We start from the raw sequence: 24,026 nt of genomic DNA, 5'->3' as shown, positions 1-24,026 counted from the left end.
GATTGGGAACCGCTTTCAACAGGATATGTCGATGATTTTCCGAATGATTCATTCAGGTTTGTGGCTGCAAGCTGAATCCCGCGAGCCATAGCTCACCGGAAACCGTCTGCGCCGCGCCTGCAGGCAACGGGTTGACCAAGCGCAGCCATTGGCCGGGACAGCCATCCTCCGGAATGACGATGCTCACCTGTTGCGTGCGCCAGCCGAACTCACCCTCGATCGGCTCGCCGCGCGCCACCACGCCGCGTGGGCCGGCGCAGACCACCTGCCACTGCAGCCCCATCCCGCTGTGCAAGGCATGCGCGCGCATGCGCAGCGCAAGCCGGTAACGCCCCGCGCCCAGCAACAGCGGTTGCTCCAGGCCCGCGCCGGGGACGCGGCGGTCGAGGAATTGCAGATAGGCCACCTGGCCAGGCGCTCCCGTGGCCGGCTCGAACTTCAGCAATACACCGGGCACGCGCCGGATTCGCCAGTCAAAGCCGATGCCTGACGGATCCTGCGCGAAATCGCCGTTGTACAGCAACGGCAGGCGACCACCCGGCTTTGCAACCGCGCCCGCCCAGCGCGCATACGCTTCGCCCCAGCGCCCCTGGGCAAGCAAGCTGTCGAGCCACCCGCCATATTCGTCCGTCGACAACCCGCCCTGCGCTTGCAACGCCTGCATGACCTGGCCGGTGGCCACCGGATCGCCTGAGCGCTTGTCGCGCAGCGTGGCCAGCAATCCCGCCCGCCATGGCGGGTTGGGCCGCAACGCACGCGCCAGCGCATCGGCAAACGCCGGATCTTTGGCCATTTGCACCAGCACCGGATGGATGCTGCCGGCACGCTGGGGCGACATGCGCAGGATGCTGTCGATCTGCGCTATCGCGGAATCGAACTGACCCTGCTGCAAATACCGTTGCGCCAACCACAGCCGTGTGGGCAAGTCGCGCGGCGCGCGGCGCGCAGCCACCAAGTACAGCTGGAACGCGCGCTTGTGGTCACCCGTGTGATCGCTGGCCGCCGCCAAAATGCGGAATGCGCGCCCTTCCAGCGGCGCAGCACGCAACAATTGGCGCGCTGTATCCTGCGCGGCCTCGACATCGCCCTGCGCCAGCTGGCGTTCGGCCAACGCCAGCAGTGCCTGCGGGTCATCAGCCCGCCAACGCAGTGCGCGCTCGGGATCGGTATGCTCGAAGCGTTCGGCCTGCATCTGGCCGAACACGCGCCAGCCGGCAAACACGGCCAGCGTGACGGCGGCAGCAAGCAGCAGCCGATGCATGGGCTTCATGGGGTGTGCTCCAGGCTCAATCCGGTGACCAGCCAATAGCCATCGCGCCAACGCAGATTGGCCCTGAAAGTACCGCTACCGTCAGGCGCACCGGAAGGGATGTATTCAGAGGTGAGCACCGCGCTTTCGCTGCCGATCTGCCACTGCGGGCCCGACAGCCGCACCCGCCCTGCACTGTGCAAATCCTGCCGGAGCAATTCGGCACTCGACTGGATGCCAGGGCTGTTCCAGATCGGTGGCGGCGCGCGGCTCGGAGACTGCATGAAACGCAGCAACTGCTCCCCGGTCTTGCGCGCTGCCTGGATGCGCGGGAAAGGCGGCAGCGCATCTTCCGTAGATGGCACAGACGCACTCTCGTGGACTGCCGGTGGCATCGGCGCTTCCGCCGCAGGCGAACCCAGCGCGGTCCACGGCGTGGATGCAGAATCCGGAATATTGGTCGCTGGCACTGACCTTCGTGCAGATGCCGGGGAAAGTGGCGGGGTTGCCTGCGCCAATGCGCGCGACACGGGTGCGACTGCCATCGCCACAGGCGCATGCGATGCCGGAGCGCGGACCGGGGCATTGGGCGGCGGCCGCGCGGCGACTGCACGTGCGGGAATGCCTGTCGTGCGCGACCCCGCCAGCAGGGCCGGCTTGGGAACGGAAATGCCCGCTGGCTCTGCAACATCGGTTGCAACCGGGGCCTGCATGGGTGCATCCCACGGCTCTCCTTCACGATTCATGTCGCGTACGGCAAGCAGTGCAAGTGCTGCACACAGCGCCAACAGCGCCAACACCGGCAGGCGTCGCCGCCAAGGCGACTGCAAGACCACCGGCTCCGCAGCCGGCATCCAGACGCCCGCGCTGCGCAACGCACTGCCGCTGTCGAAGACCTCCGGTGGTTGCGACAGCTGCAACGCTTCGTCGTAGGCACGGCGGCGATCGGGACTGCGCAGGTAATTCCATGCGCTGTTGACCCGCGCGGCAAACACCGCATCGTCCTGACTCTGCGGCCGGTCCGGATGCAGCCACCGCTGCAGCAGGCGGTGGTGGGCCTTGATCTGCTTTTGATCGGTGTCACGCGCCACGCCCAGCATCCGGTAGGCATCGGCCTGTGGAAAGAACATCACTTCGCGCACATAGAACTGCGCAGCTTCGCGGATCTTCGCTTCAGGCTCGCCGAAACTGGCTGCCGCCGCCGCCAATGCATCGGGCATCGCCCCCGCAGCGATGCCCAGCAACACGTCGATACCCGGCGGCAATGGTCGTTGCCGCAACCCATGCCGTTCCCCCGGCGCGTGCAACAGCGCCAGGGCCCATTCCAGCGCGCTCCCCTTCGCGCTGTCCATGCCTCAACCCTTGATCAATTTGGGCTTGTCGCCATAGGCGTAGTACGACTCGTAACGATAGCCGTAGCCATAACCGTAGCCAGCAGTGCGCGCGTCGTACTTGGTCAGCAGGCAGCCCACGATACGGGCGCGGGCGCCGAGCAGGCGCTTGAGCGCGGACTGGGCGGCACTGATTTTGGTTTTGGCGCTGTTGACCACCAGCAGGGTGCCGTCAATCGCGTTCGCCAGGATCGGGGCATCGGCCAGGCCCAGCACCGGCGGGCCGTCGATAACGACATGGTCATACCGTTCCACGCCGACGGTCAGCAGCGATACCAGCTTGGAGCCGGACAGCAGCTCGGCCGGATTGGGCGGCAACGGGCCGGCCAGAATCACGTCCAGACGCCCTTCGTCCACGACCTGCACCGCCGAATTGAACGCACAAGCGCCCGCCAGCAGATTGCTCAGGCCGGTTTCCGCCTTCAGCCCGAGGGTCTTGTGCAACGACGGATTGCGCAGGTCGGCGTCGACCAGCAGCACTCGCTTGCCCAGCTGGGTCAAGTTGCGCGCCAGCGCCAGCGCGGTCGTGGATTTGCCTTCACCGGGCCCACTGCTGGTGATCAGCAGGGTTTTCGGCACGCCGTGGTCGGTGGCGAACTGCAGTGCCGTGCGCACTGATCGGTACGCTTCCGAGAACGACGATTGCGTATTCGCCGAGGCATCGACCACGCTGTCCTTCGGCCCCAACTTGGGAATCACGCCCAACACCGGCAGCTTGAGTTTCTGCTCGACGTCTTCCGGGGTCTTGATGGTGTCGTCCAGGAATTCGAGCAGGAACGCCAGCAGCACGCCCAGCATGGTACCCAGCATCAGGCCAATGGCCAGGTTGAGCAGCAGATTGGGCTTGAATCGGCCGCGCGGGACTTCGGCACGATCAATGACGGAAATGTTGTTGGCACGCACATCGCCAGCCACGCCGACTTCCTTGTAACGCTGCAACAGCCCGTCGTAGAGCTGGCGGTTGGTGTCCACCTCACGCTTGAGGATGTTGTATTGGATGCTGCGGCCATCGACGTCCAGCGCCTGCGTGCGCAAGGCGGCGATTTGCCCCATCAGCATCCGTTCCTGCGCGGCTGCGGCGTCGTACTCGGCCTTGACCGAGGCGCGTACCCCGCCCTTCTCCTGCGCAATCTGGCGATCCAGCTCGTCGATCTGGCTCTTGATCTGCAGCATCTCCGGATAGTCCGCCTTGAAGGTCTGCAGCTTGAGCTGGTATTGCCCCTGCAACTGCCCCTTCTGTTGCTGCAACACGCGGATGTTGGAGTTGCCGATCATGTCGGGCGGCATCGCCCCGCTGGAGGCTTGCTGCCAGCGCGCCTGCGCGCGGATGCGCTGGTCCTGCGCCGCCGCCAGTGCGGCATTGAGCTGGGTCAGGTTCTGCGCGGCCAACGACTGCCCCTGCTCGCCGGTGCTCACCAGGTTTTCCTGCTGCGCGAACTGCACCAGCTTGCGTTCGGAATCCTCCAGCTTGACCTTGGTCAGCTTGAGCTGCTCTTCCAGATACGTTTTGGCGTAGGACGATGCCCCGAAACGGCGCTCAAGACCCGAGGCGATGTAGCCATCGGCGATGGCGTTGGCCGCGCGCGCCGCGAACTGCGGCGAAGGGCTGTCGAAGCTGATGTTGACCAGCCTCGAGTTGCGCACGGGGTCGACGCTGAGCCCGGCCCGGATCAAATCCGCCGCATGGCGCAATTCGCCAGTGCTCTGCGCTGCAGAGGCGGCCGGCTTTTTTTGCTCCTGCTTCTGCGTGGGTTGCAGCAACGCCAGCATGCGGCCCAGCCAACCTGGATCATTGAGTCGATCCAGTACGGTCTGGTCGAGGTTCAGCTCGTTGGCCACGCGCTCGGCCAGTGCGCGGCTTCGGATCAATTCGTATTGGGTCTGCAGGAAGTCCGGATCCCATCCCGCGCCGCCGGGCTGGATGCCGTCCACCTGCACCACCTGGATGCCTTCCTTCTCCAATTGCAGCACGGTGGTGGCGCGATAGATCGGGGTGGCGGTGAGGGTGATCAACAGCGCCAGCGCCACCACGCCGGCAAGGACGCTGGCGATCAATCGGCGGCGCTTGACCAGGACGTGCCAGTAGCTCAGCAGGTCGATCTCGTCCTCATCGCGCCGATCTTCATGCAGATCCAGCGACAGCGCAGTGCCGCCGCCGCGGCGCCGATCAATCACTTGCACGGCATTCCGGTCGGCGCGGGCAGGCAGCCGTGGATTCTCGTCCGCCGGCCCCACCGGCAACTGTTCATCGCTCATGCGTCAATCATCCTTGATATGTCAGAACCAGCGGAAAATGCCGATCGCCGGCACGCTTTCGATGAAGCGCCGGAATGCGGTCTTGGAGCCGGAGGCTTCGACCACGATGATGTCGTCCCCGTACAGCTGCGGGTCTTCCACCGAACCGTGGCGCACCGCCCGCAGGTCGTACACGGCCGCCATGCGCTTGCCCTGGACCTGGCGCATCAGCACGATGCCGGCGAGATCGGCGGTCTTGTCATCCACGCCGCCCGCCAGCGCCACCGCCTGCAGCAGCGTGGTCTTGCCGGTGATGGGATAGATGCCCGGCTTGACCACGGCACCTTCCAGCGTGATCCGCTGGCTCGCATATTCCTTCACGAACACGCTGACTTGCGGGTTCTGCAGGAAGCCCTCGGCGTACTTCCTGGCCAATTCCGCTTCCAGATCCGGGATGGTCTTTCCGCCGGCCATCACCGCGCCGATCAGCGGCAGCGAGATCTGGCCGTTGGAATTGACCCGCACGTCCTTGTTCAGGTCCTGCACGCCGAACACGCTGATCTCCAGCAAGTCCTGCGCGCCGACGCGGTAATCGGTGGCGCCTTCGTAGGCGCCCGAGGCAGCCGTGGTGTCCGGCGGCGGCAGCGTGCCGGCGGCATTGGCAACAGCGCTGCGGGGTCCGTTGTGCGTACCACCCTCGCTGGCGCAGGCCACCAACAGCATCAACAGCATCGGAAGCAACAAGAAACGCAGGCAGTTGCGCATGCGCGATCCTCTTTCGGGGGAACGCGCATTATGCGGCGCTTGCAGATGCGTGCAAGCCGAGCATCCGGGCCGCCACACCATTCGCAGCCGCATACTGCATCGATGATTGCAAAAACCGTTGCCTGTTGAATGCAATCATGTAAAATGCGCGGCTTCCCGGGCGGTTAGCTCAGCGGTAGAGCATTGCCTTCACACGGCAAGGGTCGCAGGTTCGAACCCTGCACCGCCCACCAGATCCAGGCGTCACCAAGCACCTCGTCATGCAATGGCGGGGTTTTTTGTTGCCGGGAATCCGTGATCGAAGCGCGGCATGCTTCCACGTGGTCTCTATCCCAGCGCCGACACCCTGCGCGTGACGCGCTGTCGCTTGTCGGCATACATCGCCTGGTCGGCGTGTTCCAGCAGCGAATTGGCATCGCGCCCGTCGGTCGGGTAACAGGCAATCCCGATGCTGGCATCCAGATGCAGCGGGCCATCGGCCAGTGCAAATGGCACCAACAAGCGCTCGCGCAACGCATTGGCGACTTTGCGGGCAGCCACGACATCGTGGCATCCAGGCAGCAGGACCACGAATTCATCGCCGCCGATGCGCGCGATCAGATCGCCTTGCCGAATGCCTTCATGCAGGCGTTTTGCAACCTCGCGCAACACCCGGTCGCCCATTCCATGGCCACCACGATCATTGGCCGCCTTGAATCCGTCCAGGTCCAGGTAGAGCAGTGCGAGGTTGCTGCCGGTCTGCTCGGCATGAATGAGCGCGTGATGCAGCTCGTAGTGCAGGCGGTGACGGTTGGGCACGCCGGTCAGCGAATCATGGCTGGCGAGATGCTCCAGCTCGCGTTCCGCGCGGCGCAGTTCGGTCACCTCGCGGGCGACTGCAATCCGCACGCCGTGATCGGGATGCCAGCGCGCCGACCACTGGATATCGACGCTGTGGCCATCCTTGTGGAGATAGCGATTGCGGAAGTGGCGTTGCAGTTTGCCGGCCATCACCTGCTCCGCCTGCTGCAGGGTTGCCGCCCGGTCATCGGGGTGCATCATGTCGAAAACACTGCGCCCCAGCACTTCGCCGCGGCTGTAGCCGAGGATGCGCTGGAATGCAGCGCTGACGAACAGGAAGCGACCTTCCGGATCGACCACGCAGACCGCGTCAGGCAGCAGGTCGAGCATCTCGTCGAGGGGAGGCAGTTTCGGGGTCATGGTCTGTCACGTTAACGGCACCACAGCCCGGAAATCCAAGCTGTCGATGGCAGCGTCATGGCGGCCTGTATTTCGATACTACCTGCAACGCCCGGCCTTGCCTTCACGCGCGCCACACATGCCGGCGCGGGCCGCGATGATGCAACATCAGGCAACCGCTCGCGCATGCCGAATCAAAGCTGAAGCGCCGCGACCACCGCATCGGCCAGCGCCGCCGGGTCGGCAGTCGCGGTATGCAGGTGCAATTCGGGGGCCTCCGGCGCCTCGTAGGGTGAATCGATGCCGGTGAAATTGCGCAATTCGCCTCGCCGGGCCTTGGCGTACAACCCCTTGACGTCGCGCCGCTCGGCCTCTGCCAGCGCGGTGTCGACGTACACCTCCAGGAATTCACCCGGCTCGAACAAGGCCCGTGCCATCTCGCGTTCGGCACGGAACGGGCTGATGAAACTCACCAGCACGATCAACCCGGCGTCGGCCATCAGCCTGGCCACTTCGGCCACGCGCCGGATGTTCTCCACCCGGTCCTCGTCGGTAAATCCGAGGTCCTTGTTGAGGCCGTGGCGCACGTTGTCGCCGTCCAGCACGTAGGCATGCCGGCCCATCGCCAGCAGCTTCTTGTCCACGAGGTTGGCGATGGTGGACTTGCCGGCACCGGACAGGCCCGTGAACCAGAGGCAGCGCGGCTGCTGGTGCTTGATCCGCGCGCGCACGGCCTTGTCCACGTCCAGGTGCTGCCAATGGATGTTGGCGGCGCGACGCAGGGCGAAATCCACCGTGCCTGCGGCAACGGTGGCGTTGCTCTGCCGGTCGATCAGGATGAAGCCGCCCAGCGTGCGATTGTCTGCATAGGCGGCAAACGGGATGGGCTGGTCGAGGTGCAAGTTGCAAAACGCGACTTCATTCAGCTCCAGGTGTTTGGCCGCCAACTGCTCCTGCGTGTTGACGTCCACCTTGTGCTTGATGTCGGTGATCGACGCGCCCACCGTGCGGCTGCCGATCTTCAGCAGGTACGGTCGCCCCGGCAGCAGGCGCTCGTCGCCCATCCACAGCAGGTGGGCGGCGAACTGATCGGCCACTTCGGGCGGGTTGGATGCGCTGGCGAGCACGTCGCCACGGCTGGCGTCGATTTCATCGGCCAGGGTCAACGTGATCGCCTGCCCTTCCACCGCCTCGGGCAGGTCGCCATCCGCGGTGACGATCCGCGCCACTCGCGAACGCCGCCCGGAAGGCAGCACCGCGATGTCGTCTCCCGGCGCGATTCGTCCCGCCACCACGGTGCCGGCAAACCCGCGAAAATCCTGGCTGGGCCGGCACACCCACTGCACTGGCATGCAGAACGCAGCATCGCCACCCGCAGGATCCGGCGGCACCGTTTCCAGATAGTCCAGCAGCGCCTGGCCTGCATACCACGGCATCGCCGCTGAACGCTGGGTCATGTTGTCGCCGCGCAGCGCAGACAGCGGGATGCAATCCACGTGCTCGATGCCCAACTGCGCCGCCAGCTCGCGATATTGCCCGGCGATGGTGTCGAACACGCCCTGGCGGTAGTCCACCAGATCCATTTTGTTGACCGCCAGCAGGACCCGGCGGATGCCCAGCAAGCGAACGATGTAGCTGTGACGCCGGGTCTGGGTGAGCAGGCCTTTGCGCGCATCCACCAGCACCACCGCCACATCGGCGGTGGACGCGCCCGTGGCCATGTTGCGGGTGTACTGCTCGTGGCCCGGGCAATCGGCCACGATGAATTTGCGTCGCTCGGTTCCGAAGAAGCGGTAGGCCACGTCGATGGTGATGCCCTGCTCGCGCTCTGCGGCCAGGCCGTCCACCAGCAGCGCAAAGTCGATCCCGCCGTTCTGGGTACCGTGCTTGCGGCTGTCCGCTTCCAGCGCGCTGACCTGGTCGTCCAGCAGCATTTGGGTGTCGTGCAACAGGCGCCCGATCAGGGTGCTCTTGCCATCGTCCACGCTGCCGCAGGTGATGAAGCGCAACAGGCCCTTGGTTTCGTGTTGCTGCAGATAGGCGGCGACCGCTGCCTGCGCTTGCCCGATTGCCTGCTCCATCAGAAATAACCCTCCTGCTTTTTCTTCTCCATCGACGCGGAGGGATCCTGATCGATCACCCGCCCCTGGCGCTCCGAGGTGGTTGCCACCAGCATTTCGGCAATGATTTTTTCCAGCGTATCGGCCTCGGACTCAATGGCGCCAGTCAGCGGATAGCATCCCAATGTGCGGAAGCGCACGCGCCGCAGCGTTGGCACCTCGCCCCCGGCAAGCGGCAGCCGCTCGTCATCCACCATGATCAGCGCGCCATCGCGTTCCACCACCGGGCGTTCGGCGGCCAGATACAGCGACGGCACCGGGATCCTCTCGCGGAAGATGTACAGCCAGATGTCGAGCTCGGTCCAGTTGGACAGCGGGAAGGCACGCACCGATTCGCCCTTGTGGATGCGCGCGTTGTAGAGGTTCCACAATTCGGGGCGCTGGCTCTTCGGGTCCCAGCGGTGCTGTGCGTTGCGAAAACTGAAGATGCGTTCCTTGGCACGCGACTTTTCCTCATCGCGGCGCGCGCCGCCGATGGCCGCATCGAACGCGAACATGTCCAGCGCCTGCTTCAGCGCCTGGGTCTTCATCACGTCGGTATGCACGGTGGCGCCATGGGTGAACGGGCCAATGCCCTGCGCCATGCCCTCCGGGTTCTTGTACACGTGCAGCACCACCCCGGTCTCGGCCGCGCGCTGATCGCGGAATTCGATCATCTCGCGGAACTTCCAGCCGGTATCCACGTGCAACAGCGGGATGGGCGGGCGCGCGGGGTGGAACGCCTTCAACAACAGATGCAGAAGCACCGAGCTGTCCTTGCCGACGGAATACAGCAACACCGGGTTGCGGAATTCGGCGGCAACTTCCCGAATGATGTGGATGCTTTCGGCTTCAAGCCGATCGAGATGGGAGAGGTCGGTATTCAAGGAAAAAAAGCAGCAACCCGGGCTGCGCAGCGTATCAGGTGAGCTTGCTGTCCCGCAGCCTCAGGACATGCGCAGGTGGCATGAAGGCATCGCTGCGCGCGGTCTTCCAGAAATCCTGGAACACGGCATGGTCGGGCATGTTGCCGTCCAGCAACTCCCCGGGCCGCAGGTAGCTGAACAAGGCCGCCAGCGAGCGCACTTCGAACGGCGACACGCGGCGCATGATGTGCTCGGGCCCCAACTGTTCCGGATGCGAGAGCCCGGCAGCGCACAGCAAGTCGCGCAGTGCGCGCAGGGTGTTGTCGTGGAACTCCGCGACCCGGGCCGACTTGTCGGGCACGTCCAAGTGCTTCCAGCGGGTGGGATCCTGGGTGGTGATGCCGGTCGGACAGCGGTTGGTATGGCAGCTGAGCGACTGGATGCAGCCCAGCGCAAACATGAAGCCGCGCGCCGCGTTGCACCAGTCTGCCCCCATCGCCAATGCGCGCGCGATGTCGAAGGCGCTGGTGATTTTCCCGGCCGCGCCGACCTTGACCCGCCCGCGCAAATTCAGGCCGACCAGGGTGTTGTGCACCAGCATCAGCCCTTCGTTCAGCGGCACGCCGACGTGATCCACGAATTCCGCAGGCGCCGCGCCGGTGCCTCCCTCCGCACCATCGACCACGATGAAGTCGGGCAGGAGGCTGGGCTCCGACGAGGCATGCTCCTGCATGGCCTTGGCGATCCCGAACCACTCCCAGGGATGGCCGATGGCCAGCTTGAAACCGGTGGGCTTGCCACCGGACATTTCACGCAAGCGGGCAACGAACTGCAGCAGCTCCAGCGGCGTGGAAAACGCCGAGTGCCTGGAGGGCGAAACGCAGTCAACGCCCATCGGCACGCCACGGGTGGCGGCAATTTCAGCGCTCAGCTTGGCCGCTGGCAGCACGCCACCGTGACCCGGTTTGGCACCCTGCGAGAGCTTGATTTCGATCATCTTCACTTGCGGCGTGCGCGCCTGGGCGATGAAGCGCTCATCGCTGAAGCTGCCGTCCTGGTTGCGGCAACCGAAATAACCGGAGCCCAGCTCCCACACCAAGTCGCCGCCGGCTTCGCGGTGATACGGCGAAATCGAGCCTTCGCCGGTGTCGTGGTAGAAGCCGCCGCGCCGTGCGCCCGCGTTCAGCGCACGAATCGCCGCCGCCGACAGCGCGCCGAAGCTCATCGCCGAGATGTTGAACACGCTGGCCGAATAGGGTTGCGCGGTCTCGGCGCCGATGACGATGCGGAAGTCGTGCTCGGCGATTTCAGCCGGCGCGATCGAATGGTTGATCCATTCGTAATCCATCCCGTACACATCCTGCAGCGTGCCGAACGGGCGCACGTCGTTGGCATGCTTGGAACGCTGGTACACCAGCGCGCGCTGCTGGCGCGAGAACGGCACTTCGGCGGTATCGGACTGGATGAAGTACTGGCGGATTTCCGGGCCGATGGTTTCCAGCCCGTAGCGGAAGTGCGCGAGCAGCGGATAGTTGCGGCGCAACGTGCTCTTGTTCTGCATCAGGTCGGCCGTGCCCACCAGCGCCAACCCGGCGAACACCGCCACGCCCCACCACCAGTGCGGATGCCACGTTGCCAGCGATACCGAGACCACGGCCAGGACGATGCTGGCGACGTAGGCGGAATAACGAGACATGGCACCTCCTGGAAACCCTGGTGCCTGGGGAGGGACTCGAACCCTCATGGCCTTGCGGCCGGCGGATTTTAAGTCCGATGCGTCTACCGGTTTCGCCACCCAGGCTTGCCGCCTAGCTTACGACAGACAAGAAAAAACCGCGCCGAAGCGCGGTTCTTGAATTGGAGGCCGAGGTCGGAATTGAACCGGCGTACGCGGATTTGCAGTCCGCTGCATAACCACTCTGCCACCCGGCCGGATGACGTTTTTGCGCTTCGGATTCTTCCACATCCCGTCCCTGGAAGCGACACGGGATGCATCCGAATACACCCGGAACTGGTTCCGGAAAAAACAAAGCCCCGCGAGCGGGGCTTGCATGAAACTGGAGCGGGAAACGAGACTCGAACTCGCGACCCCGACCTTGGCAAGGTCGTGCTCTACCAACTGAGCTATTCCCGCGTTGAGCCCGCCATTCTACGGGTTCATTTCAGGCTGTCAACACTCCCCGCACCATTTTTTTCATCATCCGCCGCCAGCGCCGGCCACGCCGCGCGCACATACTCGAAACCCGACCACAACGTCAACATTGCGGCACCGGCCAACAGCCATTCGCCGACCTGAAACACCGGGATGCCGAGCAACGGTTCGCGATACAGCAGGAAGCCCAGCGCGATCATCTGCACCGTGGTCTTGACCTTGCCCACCATCGCCACCGCCACCTTGGCGCGCATGCCGAGTTCGGCCATCCACTCGCGCAATGCCGACACGGCGATCTCGCGGCCGATGATCACGCTGGCCCACAGCGCCATCCACACGGTGTGGTGGTGCTGCACGGTGATGACCAGTGCGGTGGACACCATCAGCTTGTCTGCCACCGGGTCCAGAAACGCGCCGAACTTCGAAAACTGCTGGTAGCGACGCGCGATCCAGCCGTCCAGCCAGTCGGTGATCGAGGCCAGCACGAATACCGCCGTGGCCGCGATGTTGGTCCAGCGATGATCGAGGTAATACACGCCCACCAACACCGGAATCAGGGCGATGCGCGCCAGGGTCAGCCAAGTGGGAACGGTCAGGGTCATGCGGGCATTCTACTTGTCGCTTTCGTCCATGGCGGCATCGGGCGTCACCCCGTGCAGGCTGTCCCAGATGCGCTGGGCAAGCGCGCGGTTGATGCCGTCCACCCGCGCGATATCGTCCACCGGCGCCGCCTTCAACCCCGGCAGCCCGCCGAAGTGCCGCAACAGCGCCGAACGGCGACGCGGGCCGATGCCGGCAATGTCTTCCAGCCGGCTGGTGGAACGCGTTTTCTGCCGTTTCCCGCGGTGCCCGGTGATGGCAAACCGGTGCGCTTCGTCGCGCACCTGCTGCACCAGTTGCAATGCAGGCGACGCCGCACCCGGCCGGGCCTCGCTGCCGTCCGGCAACAGCAGGGTCTCGTCGCCCGGCTTGCGCGCGGGCCCTTTGGCCACGCCCACCAGCACCACGTCATGGATGCCCGCATCGGCAAGCACCTCACGTGCCTGCGCCACCTGCCCGGCGCCGCCATCGATCAACAACACATCGGGCAACACCGCATCGACAGCGCCCTCGGCGGCGGGGCGGAAGCGTCGCTGCAACGCCTGATGCATGGCCGCATAGTCGTCGCCAGGCTCGATCCCGGTGATGTTGTATCGCCGGTATTGCTTGCGCACCGGGCCCTGCGCATCGAACACCACGCAGGACGCAACCGTCGCCTCACCCATGGTGTGGCTGATATCGAAGCATTCGATCCGCGCTGGCGCCCCTGCCAAGCCCAGCAGGTCGCGGAGCGCCTCGACGCGGGCCTGCTGCGCACTGCTGCTGGCCAACTCGGTCGCCAGCGTGAGCTGCGCATTGCGTCGCACCAGGTCCAGATGGGCCGCGCGTTCGCCGCGCACATGCGTGCGCAATTCGATCTTTCGGCCCGCATGTTCCGACAGCGCCTGTTCGATCATCTCGCGCTCGGGGATGTCGTGGTCCAGCACGATCTCGCCAGGCGGCGGCTGCTCGGCGTAATACTGCGAGACGAAGGCGGCAAGCACCTCATCCGCGCCCGCCTCGCCATTTGTTTTCGGGAAGAACGCGCGGGTGCCGAGATTGCGGCCGTCGCGGAAGGCCAGCAGCAGCACGCAGGCCGCCGCCCCCTGCTGCGCCACCGCCAGCACGTCGAGGTCGGCGCTGCGCCCGTCCACGAACTGGCGCGTCTGCAGCTTGCGAATGCCGGCAATGAGGTCGCGCAGGCGGGCGGCCTGCTCGAATTCCAGCGCCGCGCTGGCGGCCAGCATCGTCTGCTCCAGCTCGCCGGTCAGCTCATCGCTGCGCCCCTCCAGGAACAGCGTGGCGCGGCGCACCGATTCGGCATAGTCGGCCGCATCGATGAGGCCCACGCAGGGCGCGCTGCAACGCCCGATCTGGTATTGCAGGCAGGGCCGGCTGCGGTTGTTGAACACGCTGTCCTCGCAACTGCGCAGGCGGAACAGCTTCTGCATCAGGTTCAGCGTCTCGCGCACCGCGACCGCGCTGGGATACGGCCCGAAGTACCGCCCTGGCTGCGAACGTGGCCCGCGATGCAGGCCCAGGCGCGGCCACTGCTCCTTCGTCAGCAACACGTAGGGATAGCTCTTGTCGTCCCGCAGCAGCACGTTGTAGCGCGGCTTGAGCGACTTGATCAGCTGGTTTTCCAGCAGCAGCGCATCGGCCTCGCTGCGGGTGACCGTGACCTCCATGCGCGCCACCTGCGCCAGCATCGCCATGATCCGCGACGACTTCGGCGTGGCGTTGAAATAGCTGCCAACGCGATTGCGCAATGCACGCGCCTTGCCGACGTACAACACGCCATCGTCGGCATCCAGCATGCGGTACACGCCCGGCACCGTGGGCAGTGCGGCGGCGTAAGCGCGGCCGTCGAAACCCGCTGGCTGTGCGTTGCGACTTCCCATGCCTGGCGCCCCGCGCCGCCTAGAAACGACCTTGCCGAACCCGCTCGACGATCCCGGAAGCCGCCGCATCGATCAACTTGAACGCATGCTCGAAATCACGGCTGCTGCCGGTGTACGGATCGGGCACGTCTTTCTTGCCCAGCCCGCCCCAGTCCAGCAGCAGTTCAACCTGGGCATGCGCAGTGCGCGGCTTGCGGATGCGCGCGTCGTGCAGGATGGTGCGATCTGCGCACAGGATCACGTCGAATTCGTCGAAATCCTCCAGCGCCAGCCGGCGTGCACGCTGCGCCGAGATATCGATGCCGTGCCTGGCCGCGCAAGCGATGGCACGCTCGTCCGGCGGATGCCCCAAATGCGAATTGCCGGTGGCGGCCGAGTCCACCCGCGCGCGTTCGTCCAACCCGGCCTGCTGCAGGCGTGCCCGCAGCACGCCTTCCGCCGTGGGCGAACGGCAAATATTGCCCAGGCACACCATCAAAATACCGATTGGCCTAGCCACGGTCGCTCCCTGACTGTCGTTCCATGAAAATGCGTTCCGCGCGCGCCAGGTCCTCTGGCGTATCCACGCCCGGCGGGAAGGGGGATGGCGCCAGCGCCACTGCGATCCGCCAGCCCGCCTCCAGCGCGCGCAGTTGCTCCAGTGACTCGACGCACTCCAGCCGGCCCGGCGGCAGCGCCGCGAATGCGCGCAGTGCGCCAGCACGATAGCCGTAGATGCCGATATGCCGCAGCCATTGCCCGCCAGGCATGGCGCTGCGGTCGCGGGCAAATGCATCGCGCGGCCATGGCACCGGCGCCCGGCTGAAATACAGCGCATCGCCGCTGTCGGCCCGCACCACCTTCACTGCATTGGGATCCAGCAATGTGCCGATGTCATCGATTGGCGCGGCAAGCGTGGCAATGCCGGCCGCGCTGTCGGCCACGGCACGCGCCACGCAGGCAATGCCATCGGCCGGCGCAAACGGCTCGTCGCCCTGCAGGTTGACCACGATGACGTCGTCCGCCCAGCCTGCAATGCGCGCGCATTCGGCCAAACGATCGGTGCCTGAGGCATGTCCAGGCGCGGTCATCGCCACCTGTACGCCGCTGCCCGCCAGCGCCTGCACGATGCGGTCGTCGTCGGTTGCCACCCACACTTCACGCGCACCGGCGTCCAGCGCCCGACGTGCCACGTGCAGCACCATCGGCACGCCGCCAATGGTGCACAGCGGCTTGCCGGGCAGGCGCGTGGAGGCATGGCGTGCGGGAATGGCGACGATGAAATCGGGCAGGCTCATGCGGGCATTATCGCCGAAGCCCGTCCCCGGGCGTCCAGGATTTCAAGGCCGGCAGCCGTGCCAGCAACGCCGTCCAGAATGCATCCGGCAATTGCGCCGAAACCGGCACCGCCCACGCCTGCGGCGTGGCAAACCCGGCGCACTTCACGGCATCTTTCGAGGTCATCAGCACCGGCAATGGACTGCCGAAGTCCAGTTCCGCAGGCACGTAGGCATGGTGATCGGGAAACGCATGCGGCACCACCGCAAGCCCCGCGCCGCGCAACATCGAAAAAAACCGCTCGGGCTCGCCGATGCCCGCCACCGCGTGCACGCGCTGCCCGGCAAACGCATGCAGCGGCAGCGATCGTCCGCCGGCCAGCGGCTGCAGCGCATCGACGCCCAGCCACATCGGCCATTCGCTGCTGCCAGACCCGGCAACAGCGGCAGCTGCGTCCAGCGCACCCTGGTTGATCACCCGAAACGCGCAGTCTGCCGCCCGCTCCAGCGGTTCGCGCAGTGGCCCTGCCGGCAGCAAACGGCCATTGCCGTAACGCCTGCGCGCGTCCTGCACTTCGATTTCGACATCACGCGCCAACCGATAGTGCTGCAGCCCGTCATCACACACCACGATGTCGCAACCGGCCGCTGCCAATGCCTCGGCCGCCGCCACGCGATCACGATCCACGCGCACCCTTGCATCGGTGGCCTGGGCGATCAGCAGTGGCTCATCACCGGTTCCGGCAGCGTCCATGCCGGGCTCGACCCAGCGCGCCACCCGCATGTCCTTGCGGCCATGGCCGCGACTGGCGACGCCAGGCGTCCAGCCCTCGGCGCGCAGACGCTGCACCAGCGCGATGACCAGCGGCGTCTTGCCGCTGCCGCCGGCGACCAGGTTTCCCACCACCACCACCGGCACGCCGACATGCCGCGACCGCAACAGCCCGCGGCGATAAGCCAGCCGGCGCAGCGCCACCACGCCGGCATACAGCAGCGCGACGGCGCGCGACCACAGCGGCGGGGTACTGCCGTCGAACCACCATGCGGGGGCCTGCGACAGCCGCGGACGACTCAAGCGCCCACCTCGCGGAACTGCATCGCATGCAGGTGCGCGTACAGGCCGCCCTGCGCCAACAGCTCGGCATGCGTGCCCTGCTCCACCAACCGCCCCTCGTCCAGCACCAGCACCTGGTCGGCGTGCTCGATGGTGGACAGGCGATGGGCAATGACCAGGGTGGTGCGGTCGGGAATGAGCTTGGCCAGCGCGTCCTGGACCAGCCGCTCGGACTCGTTGTCCAGTGCGGCAGTGGCTTCATCCAGAATCAGCACCGGCGCGTCCTTCAGAATGGCGCGGGCGATTGCCAGACGCTGGCGCTGACCGCCCGACAGCTTGCCGCCCTTGACCCCGATGTGGGCATCCATCCCGCCGTCGAGCTGGCCGACGAATTCCATGGCGTTGGCCGCGTGCAGCGCGCCCGCCACCGTGCCCGCCATGGACTGCTGCAACTCGCCATACGCCACGTTCTCGGCCACGCTGCCGTCGAACAGCATGACTTGCTGCCCGACCATCGCCAGCTGCCGGCGCAGATCCGCCAGCGCATAGTCGTGCAATGGATGGCCATCCAGCAGCACCTGCCCGGAGGCAGGCTCGTAGAACCGCGGGATCAGCTTGACCAGCGTGGACTTGCCGCTGCCGGAACGCCCGACGATGGCCGTCACCGTGCCGGGACGGGCGCAGAAGCTGATGCCCGATAGCGCCGGCCGCGTCTGCCCCGGATAGCGCGCCTGCACGTCGCGGAACTCCAGCAACCCGCGCGCGCGAACCAGCGGGCGGGTTCCGGCATCGGCTTCGTCGTCGGCATCGAGCACGGTGAACAGGCGCTCGGCCGAGACGATCCCGCGCTGCAGCATGCCCTGCACGTTGGTCAGCTGCTTCAGCGCCGGGATGACCGCCAGCATCGCGATCATCAGCTGCACGAAGCCGCCTGCGCTCAAACGCCCCGCCATCGCCTCATGCCCGGCGAAATACAGCAGCAGCGCCAACCCCACCGCACCGGTGAGCTGCACCACCGCAGACGAGATGCTGCGGGTGGCTTCCACTTTCAGGTTGAGCCGCAGGTATTCGTCGGCCTGCGCCGCGTAGCGGTGCATTTCCACGCCCTGCGCGCCATAGATTTTCACTTCCTGCTGGTTGCACAGCGCCTGGTCGGCCGACAACATCAGCCCGGACGCGCTTTCCTGCACCAAATGACCATAGCGCCGATAGCGCCGCCCCACCTTGTCCATCATCCAGGCGATGGCCGGCGCCAGCAGCAGCACCACCAACGTCACGCGCCAGCTGGCGTACAGCATCACCGCCAGCATCACCACCACCTGCAGCGACTGCTGCAGCATCACCTTGGCCGAATCAATCGCCGCTTGCGCCACCTGGTCGCTGTCGGACCCGAGCCGCACCAGCATCGAAGGCACAGGCTCGGCATCGAAGCGCAACCCCGGCAGGCGCAGATACTTGCCCATCGCCCCCACCCGCATGTCGCGGGCGATGCCGCGCCCGGCCTTGGCCATGTACAGGTCGCTCAGATAGCCCGCCACCCCGCGCACCACGAAGATGCCGATGATCGCCAACGGCAGCAGCAAGCTGAAGTGCGTGTTGTGGCGGACGAAGGTCTCGTCGACCATCGGCTTGGTCAGCATCCCGAACGCACCGGCCGCCGCGCCCTCCAGCAGCAGCCCGACCAGCGCCACCAGCAACACGCTGCGATAGGGTTGGGTGAAGCCGAGCAGGCGCCGATAAATCATCCACGGTGAAACGCCGCCGGTCATGGGCCACCCCCCGCCACAGGGACTTGCGGTGCAGTGGCATTGGCGACGCGCCGGAAGCCGAGCTGGCCCAGCGCTTCGTAGGCGGTCACCACGGCCTGCCACGGCGTGCGCGCATCCGCGCGAATCAGCACGGTGCGCTGGCGGTCATCGCCCGCCACCTCGCGCAGGGCCTGCTTCAACGACTCCATGTCGTTGCGCAACAACTCGCGGTCGCCCACGAAGTAGTGCCCGTCCGCGCTGATCAGGATTCCCAGGGGCTGCGCCTGCGAGTCGGCCGGCTGGCCATCGGCGCGCGGCAGTTCCAGCTTGAGCACCGAGCGCGCGTCGAATGTCGTGGTCACCACGAAGAAAATCAGCAGGCAGAGCAATACGTCAATCAACGGGATCAGGTTGATGTCCGGCGTGTCGTCGTCGCGATGGTCGCGGATGCGCATTCCAGATCGCCTTCAGTGCTTCTTGCGGGTCATGCCGGATGGGTCGCCCAGTGCGTCCGAAAGCCGCATTGCCTCGTGCTCCATGTCCACGATGTAGCTGGCGATGCGGCCACGAAAGTAACGGTGGAACGCCAGTGCCGGGATCGCCACGACCATGCCGGTGGCGGTGCAAACCAGCGCCTTGCCGATGCCCCCGGCAAGCTGGTTGGCATCGCCGATGCCGTGGTCCAAGATGCCCAGGAACATCTGGATCATGCCCACCACGGTGCCGAACAGGCCCAGCAGCGGCCCGGCCGCAGCAATCGTCCCCAGTGCATTGAGGTAGCGCTCCATGCGATGGACGAGATGACGGCCCACGTCTTCCACCCGCTCGCGCATGACCTCGCGCCCGCGCAGTCGCACGTCCAGCTGCGCCGCCAGCAACGCGCCCAGCGGCGACGTGGCGCGCAGCGATTCGATATGCGCCTGCTCCAGCGGCTTGCCACTCGCCACCCAGGCACGCACCTCCTCGCCCAGCCCGGGAGGCAGCACGCGCTCGCGGCGCAGGCTCCAGAAGCGTTCCACCACGATCGCCAAGGCCGCCACTGTCAGCAGCAGCAGCGGAATCATTGGCCAGCCTCCGGCCTTGATCAGTTCCAACACGGGTTGATCCTCCGGCCCTCATGGCCGCAAAAACTCCGGCGCGTAGCATAGCCCAGCCGTTTCCCCGCGCCTGCGCACGGCGTCCCACAGCCTTGGCCGATCCGCCCTGCGTTCCCGCAGCTGCAGGCCCGTGCGCGCCAGCCACACCCGCATCGCCCCCGATCGGGATGTATCCAGCACTTCCGCTCCCGCCGCGCACCAGCGCCGGACGACCTCCGCGCGCGGATGCCGGAAGCGGTTGTCTGCTCCTGTCGACACCAGCGCCAGGCGCGCGCCGGTCGCGGCCACGAATGCCTGGGCAGAAGATCCCGCGCTGCCATGATGCGCCACCACGATCACATCGCTGCGCAGCTGCGCCGGCTGTTCGGCCAGCAGCTTGCGCTCGACGTACTGCCCGATATCGCCGGTCAGCAGCGCGCTGCCATGCGCGGTTTCGATGCGCAGCACGCAGGCGGCCTCGTTGCCCAGATACGGAAACCCGTCTGCAGGATGCAGGATGCGGAAGCGCACCCCATCCCATTGCCACGTCTGCCCTGCCCGGCAAAACGCATTGCCAGCCGCCGGGCTGCCTTCTGGGGCCAGTACCAGCGGCATCGGAAACACGGCGGCGACCGCCTGCCTGCCGCCGGCGTGGTCATTGTCGCCGTGGCTGATCACCCCTGCATCCAGGCGGGAAACGCCAAGTGCGTGCAACGCCGGGATCACCGCGCGCTCACCGGCATCGAATCCATCCGGCAGCGCCGGCCCCATGTCGTACAGCAGGCTGTGATGCGCCGTGCGCACCAGCACCGACAGCCCTTGGCCGACATCGATCACGGTCAACTCCACCTCGCCCCGTTGCGGCAGCTCGCGCGCCGGGTACAGCAGCGGCAACCACAGCAGCAGTGCCAGCCAGCGCCCCGGCAGACCGCGCGGCAGCAACAGCCAGAAGGCGCCCAGCAACGCCAGCGGCAGCGCGTACCAGCCAGACTCCGGCAACCACGCCATGGCCAGCGGACTGTCGGCGATCCGGCATAGCGCGGGCCACAGCAGCTCGAAGCACCACGCCGAAGCCTGCCAGAACCATTGCCCCAGGCCTGCATGCAGCGTTTCTGCAAGCACGCCCAGCAAGCTCAACGGCACCACGACCAGGCTCCACCATGGCACCGCAACCAGATTGGCCACCGGCCCGGCCAACGACGCCTGCCCGAACAGCACGACGGTCAACGGCAGCAGGCCAAGGCTGGCCACGGCCTGCGCCGCCAGAAAGCCACGCACCATCGGCCCCACACTCTTGCCATCGCCTTCCGGCAGACACCACAGCAGCCATGCCACGCCGGCGAAGCTGAGCCAGAATCCCGCCCCCAGCACCGCCAGCGGATCCAGCAGCAGCAACACGATGCAGCCCAGCGCCAAGGCATCGGCCATGCGCTGGCGTCGGCGCAGCCAGCGGGCAGCTACCAACACCGCGATCATCACCGCAGTGCGCAGGGTCGGCACCGCCATGCCGGTCAACGCCGCATAGCCAAACGCCCCGATCAACGCCCCCGCACCGGCCGCGAAGGGGCGCGGCAGCCAGTGCCCCAGCGTTGGCCACAACCACCACAGCGCAGCGAACACCAGCGCGACAAAGCCGGCCACCAGCCCCACGTGGAACCCGGAAATGGCAATCAGATGGGTCAACCCGGCCGCGCGCAGGCGCGCCCAGTCGATCGCATCCAGCGCCCGGGTGTCCCCCAGCGCCAGCGCCTGCACATAGCCGCCCGCCTTGCCCGGCACCGCATGCGCGATGCGCTGGCTCATCCGCTCGCGCCACGCATCAACGCCCGCCGGCGCGGCCAGCGGTCTGGCCGCTGCGGGATCCAACACGAAACCGGAAGCGGCGATGCGCGCCGCCAGTGCGTACTTCTCGGCATCGCTGCCACCGGGGTTGCGCAACCCGCGCGGCGCGCGCAGGCGCACCTGGAACGCCCAGCGACTGCCGGCCCGCAGGCGCATTCGCCGGGTCGGGTCGTGCTCATACCAGCTCAGGCGAACGGTTTTGCCGCGCAGCGCGCCCGGCTGCACCGCATCGTCATCGACCAGCAACTCGAACCCGCTACGCTGGATGTCATGCACTGGCAGGCCCGAGATACGTCCCTGCACGGCCAGCGGCTTGCCCTGCAACCCTTGTGGCAACTGCGCGTCCAGCGCCGCACCAGCCTGCAGCCCGGCAAACGCCAGCCCGGCAAGCAGCACGCCAAACGGGCGCAGGGCACGGCCACGCCAGGCCAGGGCCAACCCGGAGGCCAGCAAGGCCCGCAAGGTGACGAGTGACGGCAGCGCGGGCAGCAGCAGGCAAAGCCCGACGCCCGCCAGCAGGGCCAGCGCACAGAGCGGGCCGAACAGGGTGGGGGCCGGATGGATGGAACCGGCCCAGTCGAGCCGTGCCAGCCAAGCCCTGCGCGGAATCGGGATGTCTGCTGCCATGCAGGCAGGATCGGCATTTGCGGCGGTCGCCACCATCGGCGGGCGACCCGCCGCCGGGTCAGGGATTTCCGCTCAGACGTCCGCCGCAGCCAGCGCGTGCAGCCGCCCTTCGCGCAGTTCCAGCACCCGGTCCAGCCGCCGTGCCAATCGACGATCATGGGTGACCAGCACCAGACTGGTGCCCTGCGCCCGATTGAGTTCGAGCATCTGCGCGAAGACATTGCCAGCGGTCTTCTCGTCGAGATTGCCGGTGGGCTCGTCGCCCAGCACGCAGGCGGGATTGTTGACCAGCGCACGCGCCACCGCGGCGCGCTGACGCTCGCCGCCGGACAGCTCGCCGGGCTTGTGCTGCAGACGATGGCCAAGGCCAACCGATTCCAGCAAACCCTGTGCGCGCTGCTGTGCCTCGGCGGTGGGCCGGCCAGCCAACAGCACCGGCATCATCACGTTTTCCAGCGCGGTGAATTCCGGCAGCAGGTGATGGAACTGGTAAACGAAGCCCAGTGCACGATTGCGCAAGCGACCACGCTGCGCATCCGAAAGCGCGCTCATTCGCTGTTCCGCGACATACACCTCACCGGCGCTGGGCACGTCCAGACCACCCAGCAGGTGCAGCAGGGTGCTCTTGCCGGCACCCGATGCGCCGAGAATGGCCACGGTTTCGCCCGCCGACACGCTGATGTCCAGGCCATCGAATACCGGCGTGTGCAGCTTGCCTTCGGCATAGGTCTTGCCGAGCCGTTCGGCACGAATCACTTCACTCATAGCGCAGCGCCTCCGCCGGCGCCGTGCGCGCCGCGCGCCACGCCGGATACAGGGTGGCGACAAAGGCCATCGCCAGCGCCACGCAGGCGATGGTGATGACGTCGCTGGCTTGCAGGTCGGTGGGCAGGCCAGTGATGTAATAGACATCCTCCGGCATCAGCTGGATGCCGAACACCCGCTCGACACCCTTCAGGATATGGTCGAGATTGAGGGTCAGCGCGATGCCGCCGATCACCCCGGTCAGCGTGCCGATGATGCCGATCAGGCTGCCCTGCACCATGAACACGTTCATCACCTGCGCGGGCGTCAGGCCCAGGGTGCGCAGGATCGCGATGTCGGCCTGCTTGTCGGTCACCAGCATCACCTGCGAGGACACCAGGTTGAATGCACCCATCGCGATGATCAGCGACAGCAGGATCGCCATCACCGTCTTCTCCATCTTCAGTGCGCGAAACAGGTTGGCGTTTTCCTCACTCCAGTCGGTGACCCGATAGGGGCCCTTGAGCCGCATCGCGAGGTCACGCCCGACCGCAAACGCCTGGTCCATGTCATGCAGCCGCAGGCGCACGCCGGTGACTCCTTCGCCCATCCGCAGCACGCGCTGCAGGTCGGCAAGATTGACCACTGCCAACCCCTTGTCGAATTCGTTGTAGCCCGCCTCGAACACGCCGCTGACCCTGAAACGCTTCATCGTCTGCACGCCCCCGAGCGGAGTGCTGCGGAAATCGGCCAAGGTCACGATGACATCGTCACCCACGCCCACGCCAAGCCACAGCGCCAGTTCGCGGCCCAGCACGATGTTGAAACTGCCTGCCGTGAGTTGCGCCAGCGTGCCCTGCACCATCTTCCGGCCCAGCACCGACACCTTGTCTTCTTCACTGGGCACCACCGCCCGCAGCATTGCCGGCTGGTTGTTGCTGCCGGAAATCAGTGCCTCTTTTTCGATGTAGGGCGCGGCGCCGGCCACGCGCGGATCGCGCATCGCCACCTGCACCGCATGCTGCCAGTCCTGCAACGGTTCGCCGTAGCCGCTGACCGTGGCATGCGCCGCCATGCCCAGCATGCGGTCGCGGATTTCCTTCTGGAAACCACTCATCACCGCCAAGGTGGTGATCAGCGCGGTCACCCCGAGCGCGATGCCAAGAATCGAGGCCAACGAGATGAAGGAAATGAAACCATTGCGGCGTTTGGCGCGCAGATAACGCAGGCCGATGGCGACGGGGACGGGTTTGAACATCATGG

19 protein-coding genes and 4 tRNA genes are annotated in these 24,026 nt (G+C 66.4%); 1 reads left to right on the top strand and 22 read right to left on the bottom strand.

The window, feature by feature from the left end:
• Nucleotides 1–52 precede the first annotated feature (52 nt).
• From LIW09_RS05475 to LIW09_RS05460, 4 genes are read right to left on the bottom strand one after another with little or no spacing between them, the layout of a single operon-like run.
• Nucleotides 53–1,270, bottom strand: a complete 1,218-nt coding sequence (locus tag LIW09_RS05475; RefSeq protein WP_256646939.1) for a tetratricopeptide repeat protein — start codon at nt 1,268–1,270, stop codon at nt 53–55.
• Nucleotides 1,267–2,601, bottom strand: coding sequence for a DnaJ domain-containing protein (locus tag LIW09_RS05470; RefSeq protein WP_256646938.1), 1,335 nt, complete (start codon nt 2,599–2,601; stop codon nt 1,267–1,269). Before LIW09_RS05470 ends, LIW09_RS05475 begins: the two co-directional genes overlap by 4 nt.
• Before the next feature lie 3 nt (nt 2,602–2,604).
• Nucleotides 2,605–4,896, bottom strand: a complete 2,292-nt coding sequence (locus LIW09_RS05465) for a GumC family protein (protein WP_256646937.1) — start codon at nt 4,894–4,896, stop codon at nt 2,605–2,607.
• Nucleotides 4,897–4,917: 21 nt separating this feature from the next.
• The gene (locus LIW09_RS05460) at nt 4,918–5,640 is read right to left on the bottom strand and encodes a polysaccharide biosynthesis/export family protein (protein WP_256646936.1); all 723 of its coding nucleotides are present in this window, start codon (nt 5,638–5,640) and stop codon (nt 4,918–4,920) included.
• A gap of 158 nt (nt 5,641–5,798) precedes the next feature.
• On the opposite strand from LIW09_RS05460, the gene LIW09_RS05455 reads away from it, so the two are divergent.
• Nucleotides 5,799–5,873: transfer RNA gene (locus LIW09_RS05455), tRNA-Val, on the top strand.
• 94 nt (nt 5,874–5,967) lie between these two features.
• Here LIW09_RS05455 and LIW09_RS05450 read toward each other — a convergent pair.
• From LIW09_RS05450 to LIW09_RS05365, 18 genes are all read right to left on the bottom strand, one after another.
• Entirely contained in the window at nt 5,968–6,840 is an 873-nt protein-coding gene (locus tag LIW09_RS05450) for a diguanylate cyclase domain-containing protein (RefSeq protein ID WP_256646935.1), read from the bottom strand.
• A gap of 173 nt (nt 6,841–7,013) precedes the next feature.
• On the bottom strand, nt 7,014–8,900 hold the full coding sequence (gene cysN / locus LIW09_RS05445; RefSeq protein ID WP_256646934.1) for a sulfate adenylyltransferase subunit CysN: 1,887 nt from the start codon (nt 8,898–8,900) through the stop codon (nt 7,014–7,016).
• Complete coding sequence (cysD, locus tag LIW09_RS05440) at nt 8,900–9,805, bottom strand: sulfate adenylyltransferase subunit CysD (RefSeq protein ID WP_256646933.1); 906 nt, start codon at nt 9,803–9,805, stop codon at nt 8,900–8,902. Before cysD ends, cysN begins: the two co-directional genes overlap by 1 nt.
• A gap of 34 nt (nt 9,806–9,839) precedes the next feature.
• Nucleotides 9,840–11,480 (bottom strand): FMN-binding glutamate synthase family protein, encoded by a 1,641-nt coding sequence (locus LIW09_RS05435; protein ID WP_256646932.1) that lies wholly within the window; start codon nt 11,478–11,480, stop codon nt 9,840–9,842.
• 18 nt (nt 11,481–11,498) lie between these two features.
• Nucleotides 11,499–11,585: transfer RNA gene (locus LIW09_RS05430), tRNA-Leu, on the bottom strand.
• A 57-nt stretch (nt 11,586–11,642) separates the two neighbouring features.
• Nucleotides 11,643–11,716 (bottom strand) — tRNA-Cys (locus LIW09_RS05425).
• Nucleotides 11,717–11,842: 126 nt separating this feature from the next.
• Nucleotides 11,843–11,918, bottom strand: a tRNA-Gly gene (locus LIW09_RS05420).
• 23 nt (nt 11,919–11,941) lie between these two features.
• Nucleotides 11,942–12,538 carry a CDP-diacylglycerol--glycerol-3-phosphate 3-phosphatidyltransferase gene (pgsA, locus tag LIW09_RS05415; RefSeq protein WP_256646931.1) on the bottom strand — a complete coding sequence of 199 codons (597 nt, stop codon included), beginning with the start codon at nt 12,536–12,538 and terminating at the stop codon, nt 11,942–11,944.
• Between the two features lie 9 nt (nt 12,539–12,547).
• Nucleotides 12,548–14,416, bottom strand: a complete 1,869-nt coding sequence (uvrC, locus tag LIW09_RS05410) for an excinuclease ABC subunit UvrC (RefSeq protein WP_256646930.1) — start codon at nt 14,414–14,416, stop codon at nt 12,548–12,550.
• Between the two features lie 19 nt (nt 14,417–14,435).
• Complete coding sequence (locus LIW09_RS05405) at nt 14,436–14,903, bottom strand: low molecular weight protein-tyrosine-phosphatase (RefSeq protein ID WP_256647155.1); 468 nt, start codon at nt 14,901–14,903, stop codon at nt 14,436–14,438.
• A 4-nt stretch (nt 14,904–14,907) separates the two neighbouring features.
• Complete coding sequence (gene kdsB / locus LIW09_RS05400) at nt 14,908–15,687, bottom strand: 3-deoxy-manno-octulosonate cytidylyltransferase (protein ID WP_256647154.1); 780 nt, start codon at nt 15,685–15,687, stop codon at nt 14,908–14,910.
• Between the two features lie 13 nt (nt 15,688–15,700).
• A complete protein-coding gene (lpxK, locus tag LIW09_RS05395; RefSeq protein WP_256646929.1) occupies nt 15,701–16,747 on the bottom strand; it encodes a tetraacyldisaccharide 4'-kinase in 1,047 nt (348 codons plus the stop codon).
• Nucleotides 16,744–18,495 (bottom strand): lipid A export permease/ATP-binding protein MsbA, encoded by a 1,752-nt coding sequence (gene msbA / locus LIW09_RS05390; RefSeq protein ID WP_256646928.1) that lies wholly within the window; start codon nt 18,493–18,495, stop codon nt 16,744–16,746. The genes lpxK and msbA overlap by 4 nt, the downstream gene beginning before the upstream one ends.
• Nucleotides 18,492–18,929 carry an ExbD/TolR family protein gene (locus LIW09_RS05385; RefSeq protein WP_256646927.1) on the bottom strand — a complete coding sequence of 146 codons (438 nt, stop codon included), beginning with the start codon at nt 18,927–18,929 and terminating at the stop codon, nt 18,492–18,494. The genes msbA and LIW09_RS05385 overlap by 4 nt, the downstream gene beginning before the upstream one ends.
• 12 nt (nt 18,930–18,941) lie before the next feature.
• Nucleotides 18,942–19,571: a MotA/TolQ/ExbB proton channel family protein gene (locus tag LIW09_RS05380; RefSeq protein ID WP_338064837.1), complete on the bottom strand. Its 630-nt coding sequence runs from the start codon at nt 19,569–19,571 to the stop codon at nt 18,942–18,944.
• 18 nt (nt 19,572–19,589) lie between these two features.
• Nucleotides 19,590–22,019: a DNA internalization-related competence protein ComEC/Rec2 gene (locus LIW09_RS05375; RefSeq protein WP_256646926.1), complete on the bottom strand. Its 2,430-nt coding sequence runs from the start codon at nt 22,017–22,019 to the stop codon at nt 19,590–19,592.
• Between the two features lie 72 nt (nt 22,020–22,091).
• A complete protein-coding gene (lolD, locus tag LIW09_RS05370) occupies nt 22,092–22,784 on the bottom strand; it encodes a lipoprotein-releasing ABC transporter ATP-binding protein LolD (protein WP_256646925.1) in 693 nt (230 codons plus the stop codon).
• Nucleotides 22,777–24,021 (bottom strand): lipoprotein-releasing ABC transporter permease subunit, encoded by a 1,245-nt coding sequence (locus LIW09_RS05365; RefSeq protein WP_256647153.1) that lies wholly within the window; start codon nt 24,019–24,021, stop codon nt 22,777–22,779. Before LIW09_RS05365 ends, lolD begins: the two co-directional genes overlap by 8 nt.
• Nucleotides 24,022–24,026 lie beyond the last annotated feature (5 nt).

Origin of the sequence: Thermomonas paludicola (assembly GCF_024498955.1) — a bacterium.
Lineage (GTDB): Bacteria > Pseudomonadota > Gammaproteobacteria > Xanthomonadales > Xanthomonadaceae > Thermomonas > Thermomonas paludicola.
Note: the sequence above shows the minus strand (reverse complement) of the source record. Positions and strands in the feature narration are given on the sequence as shown.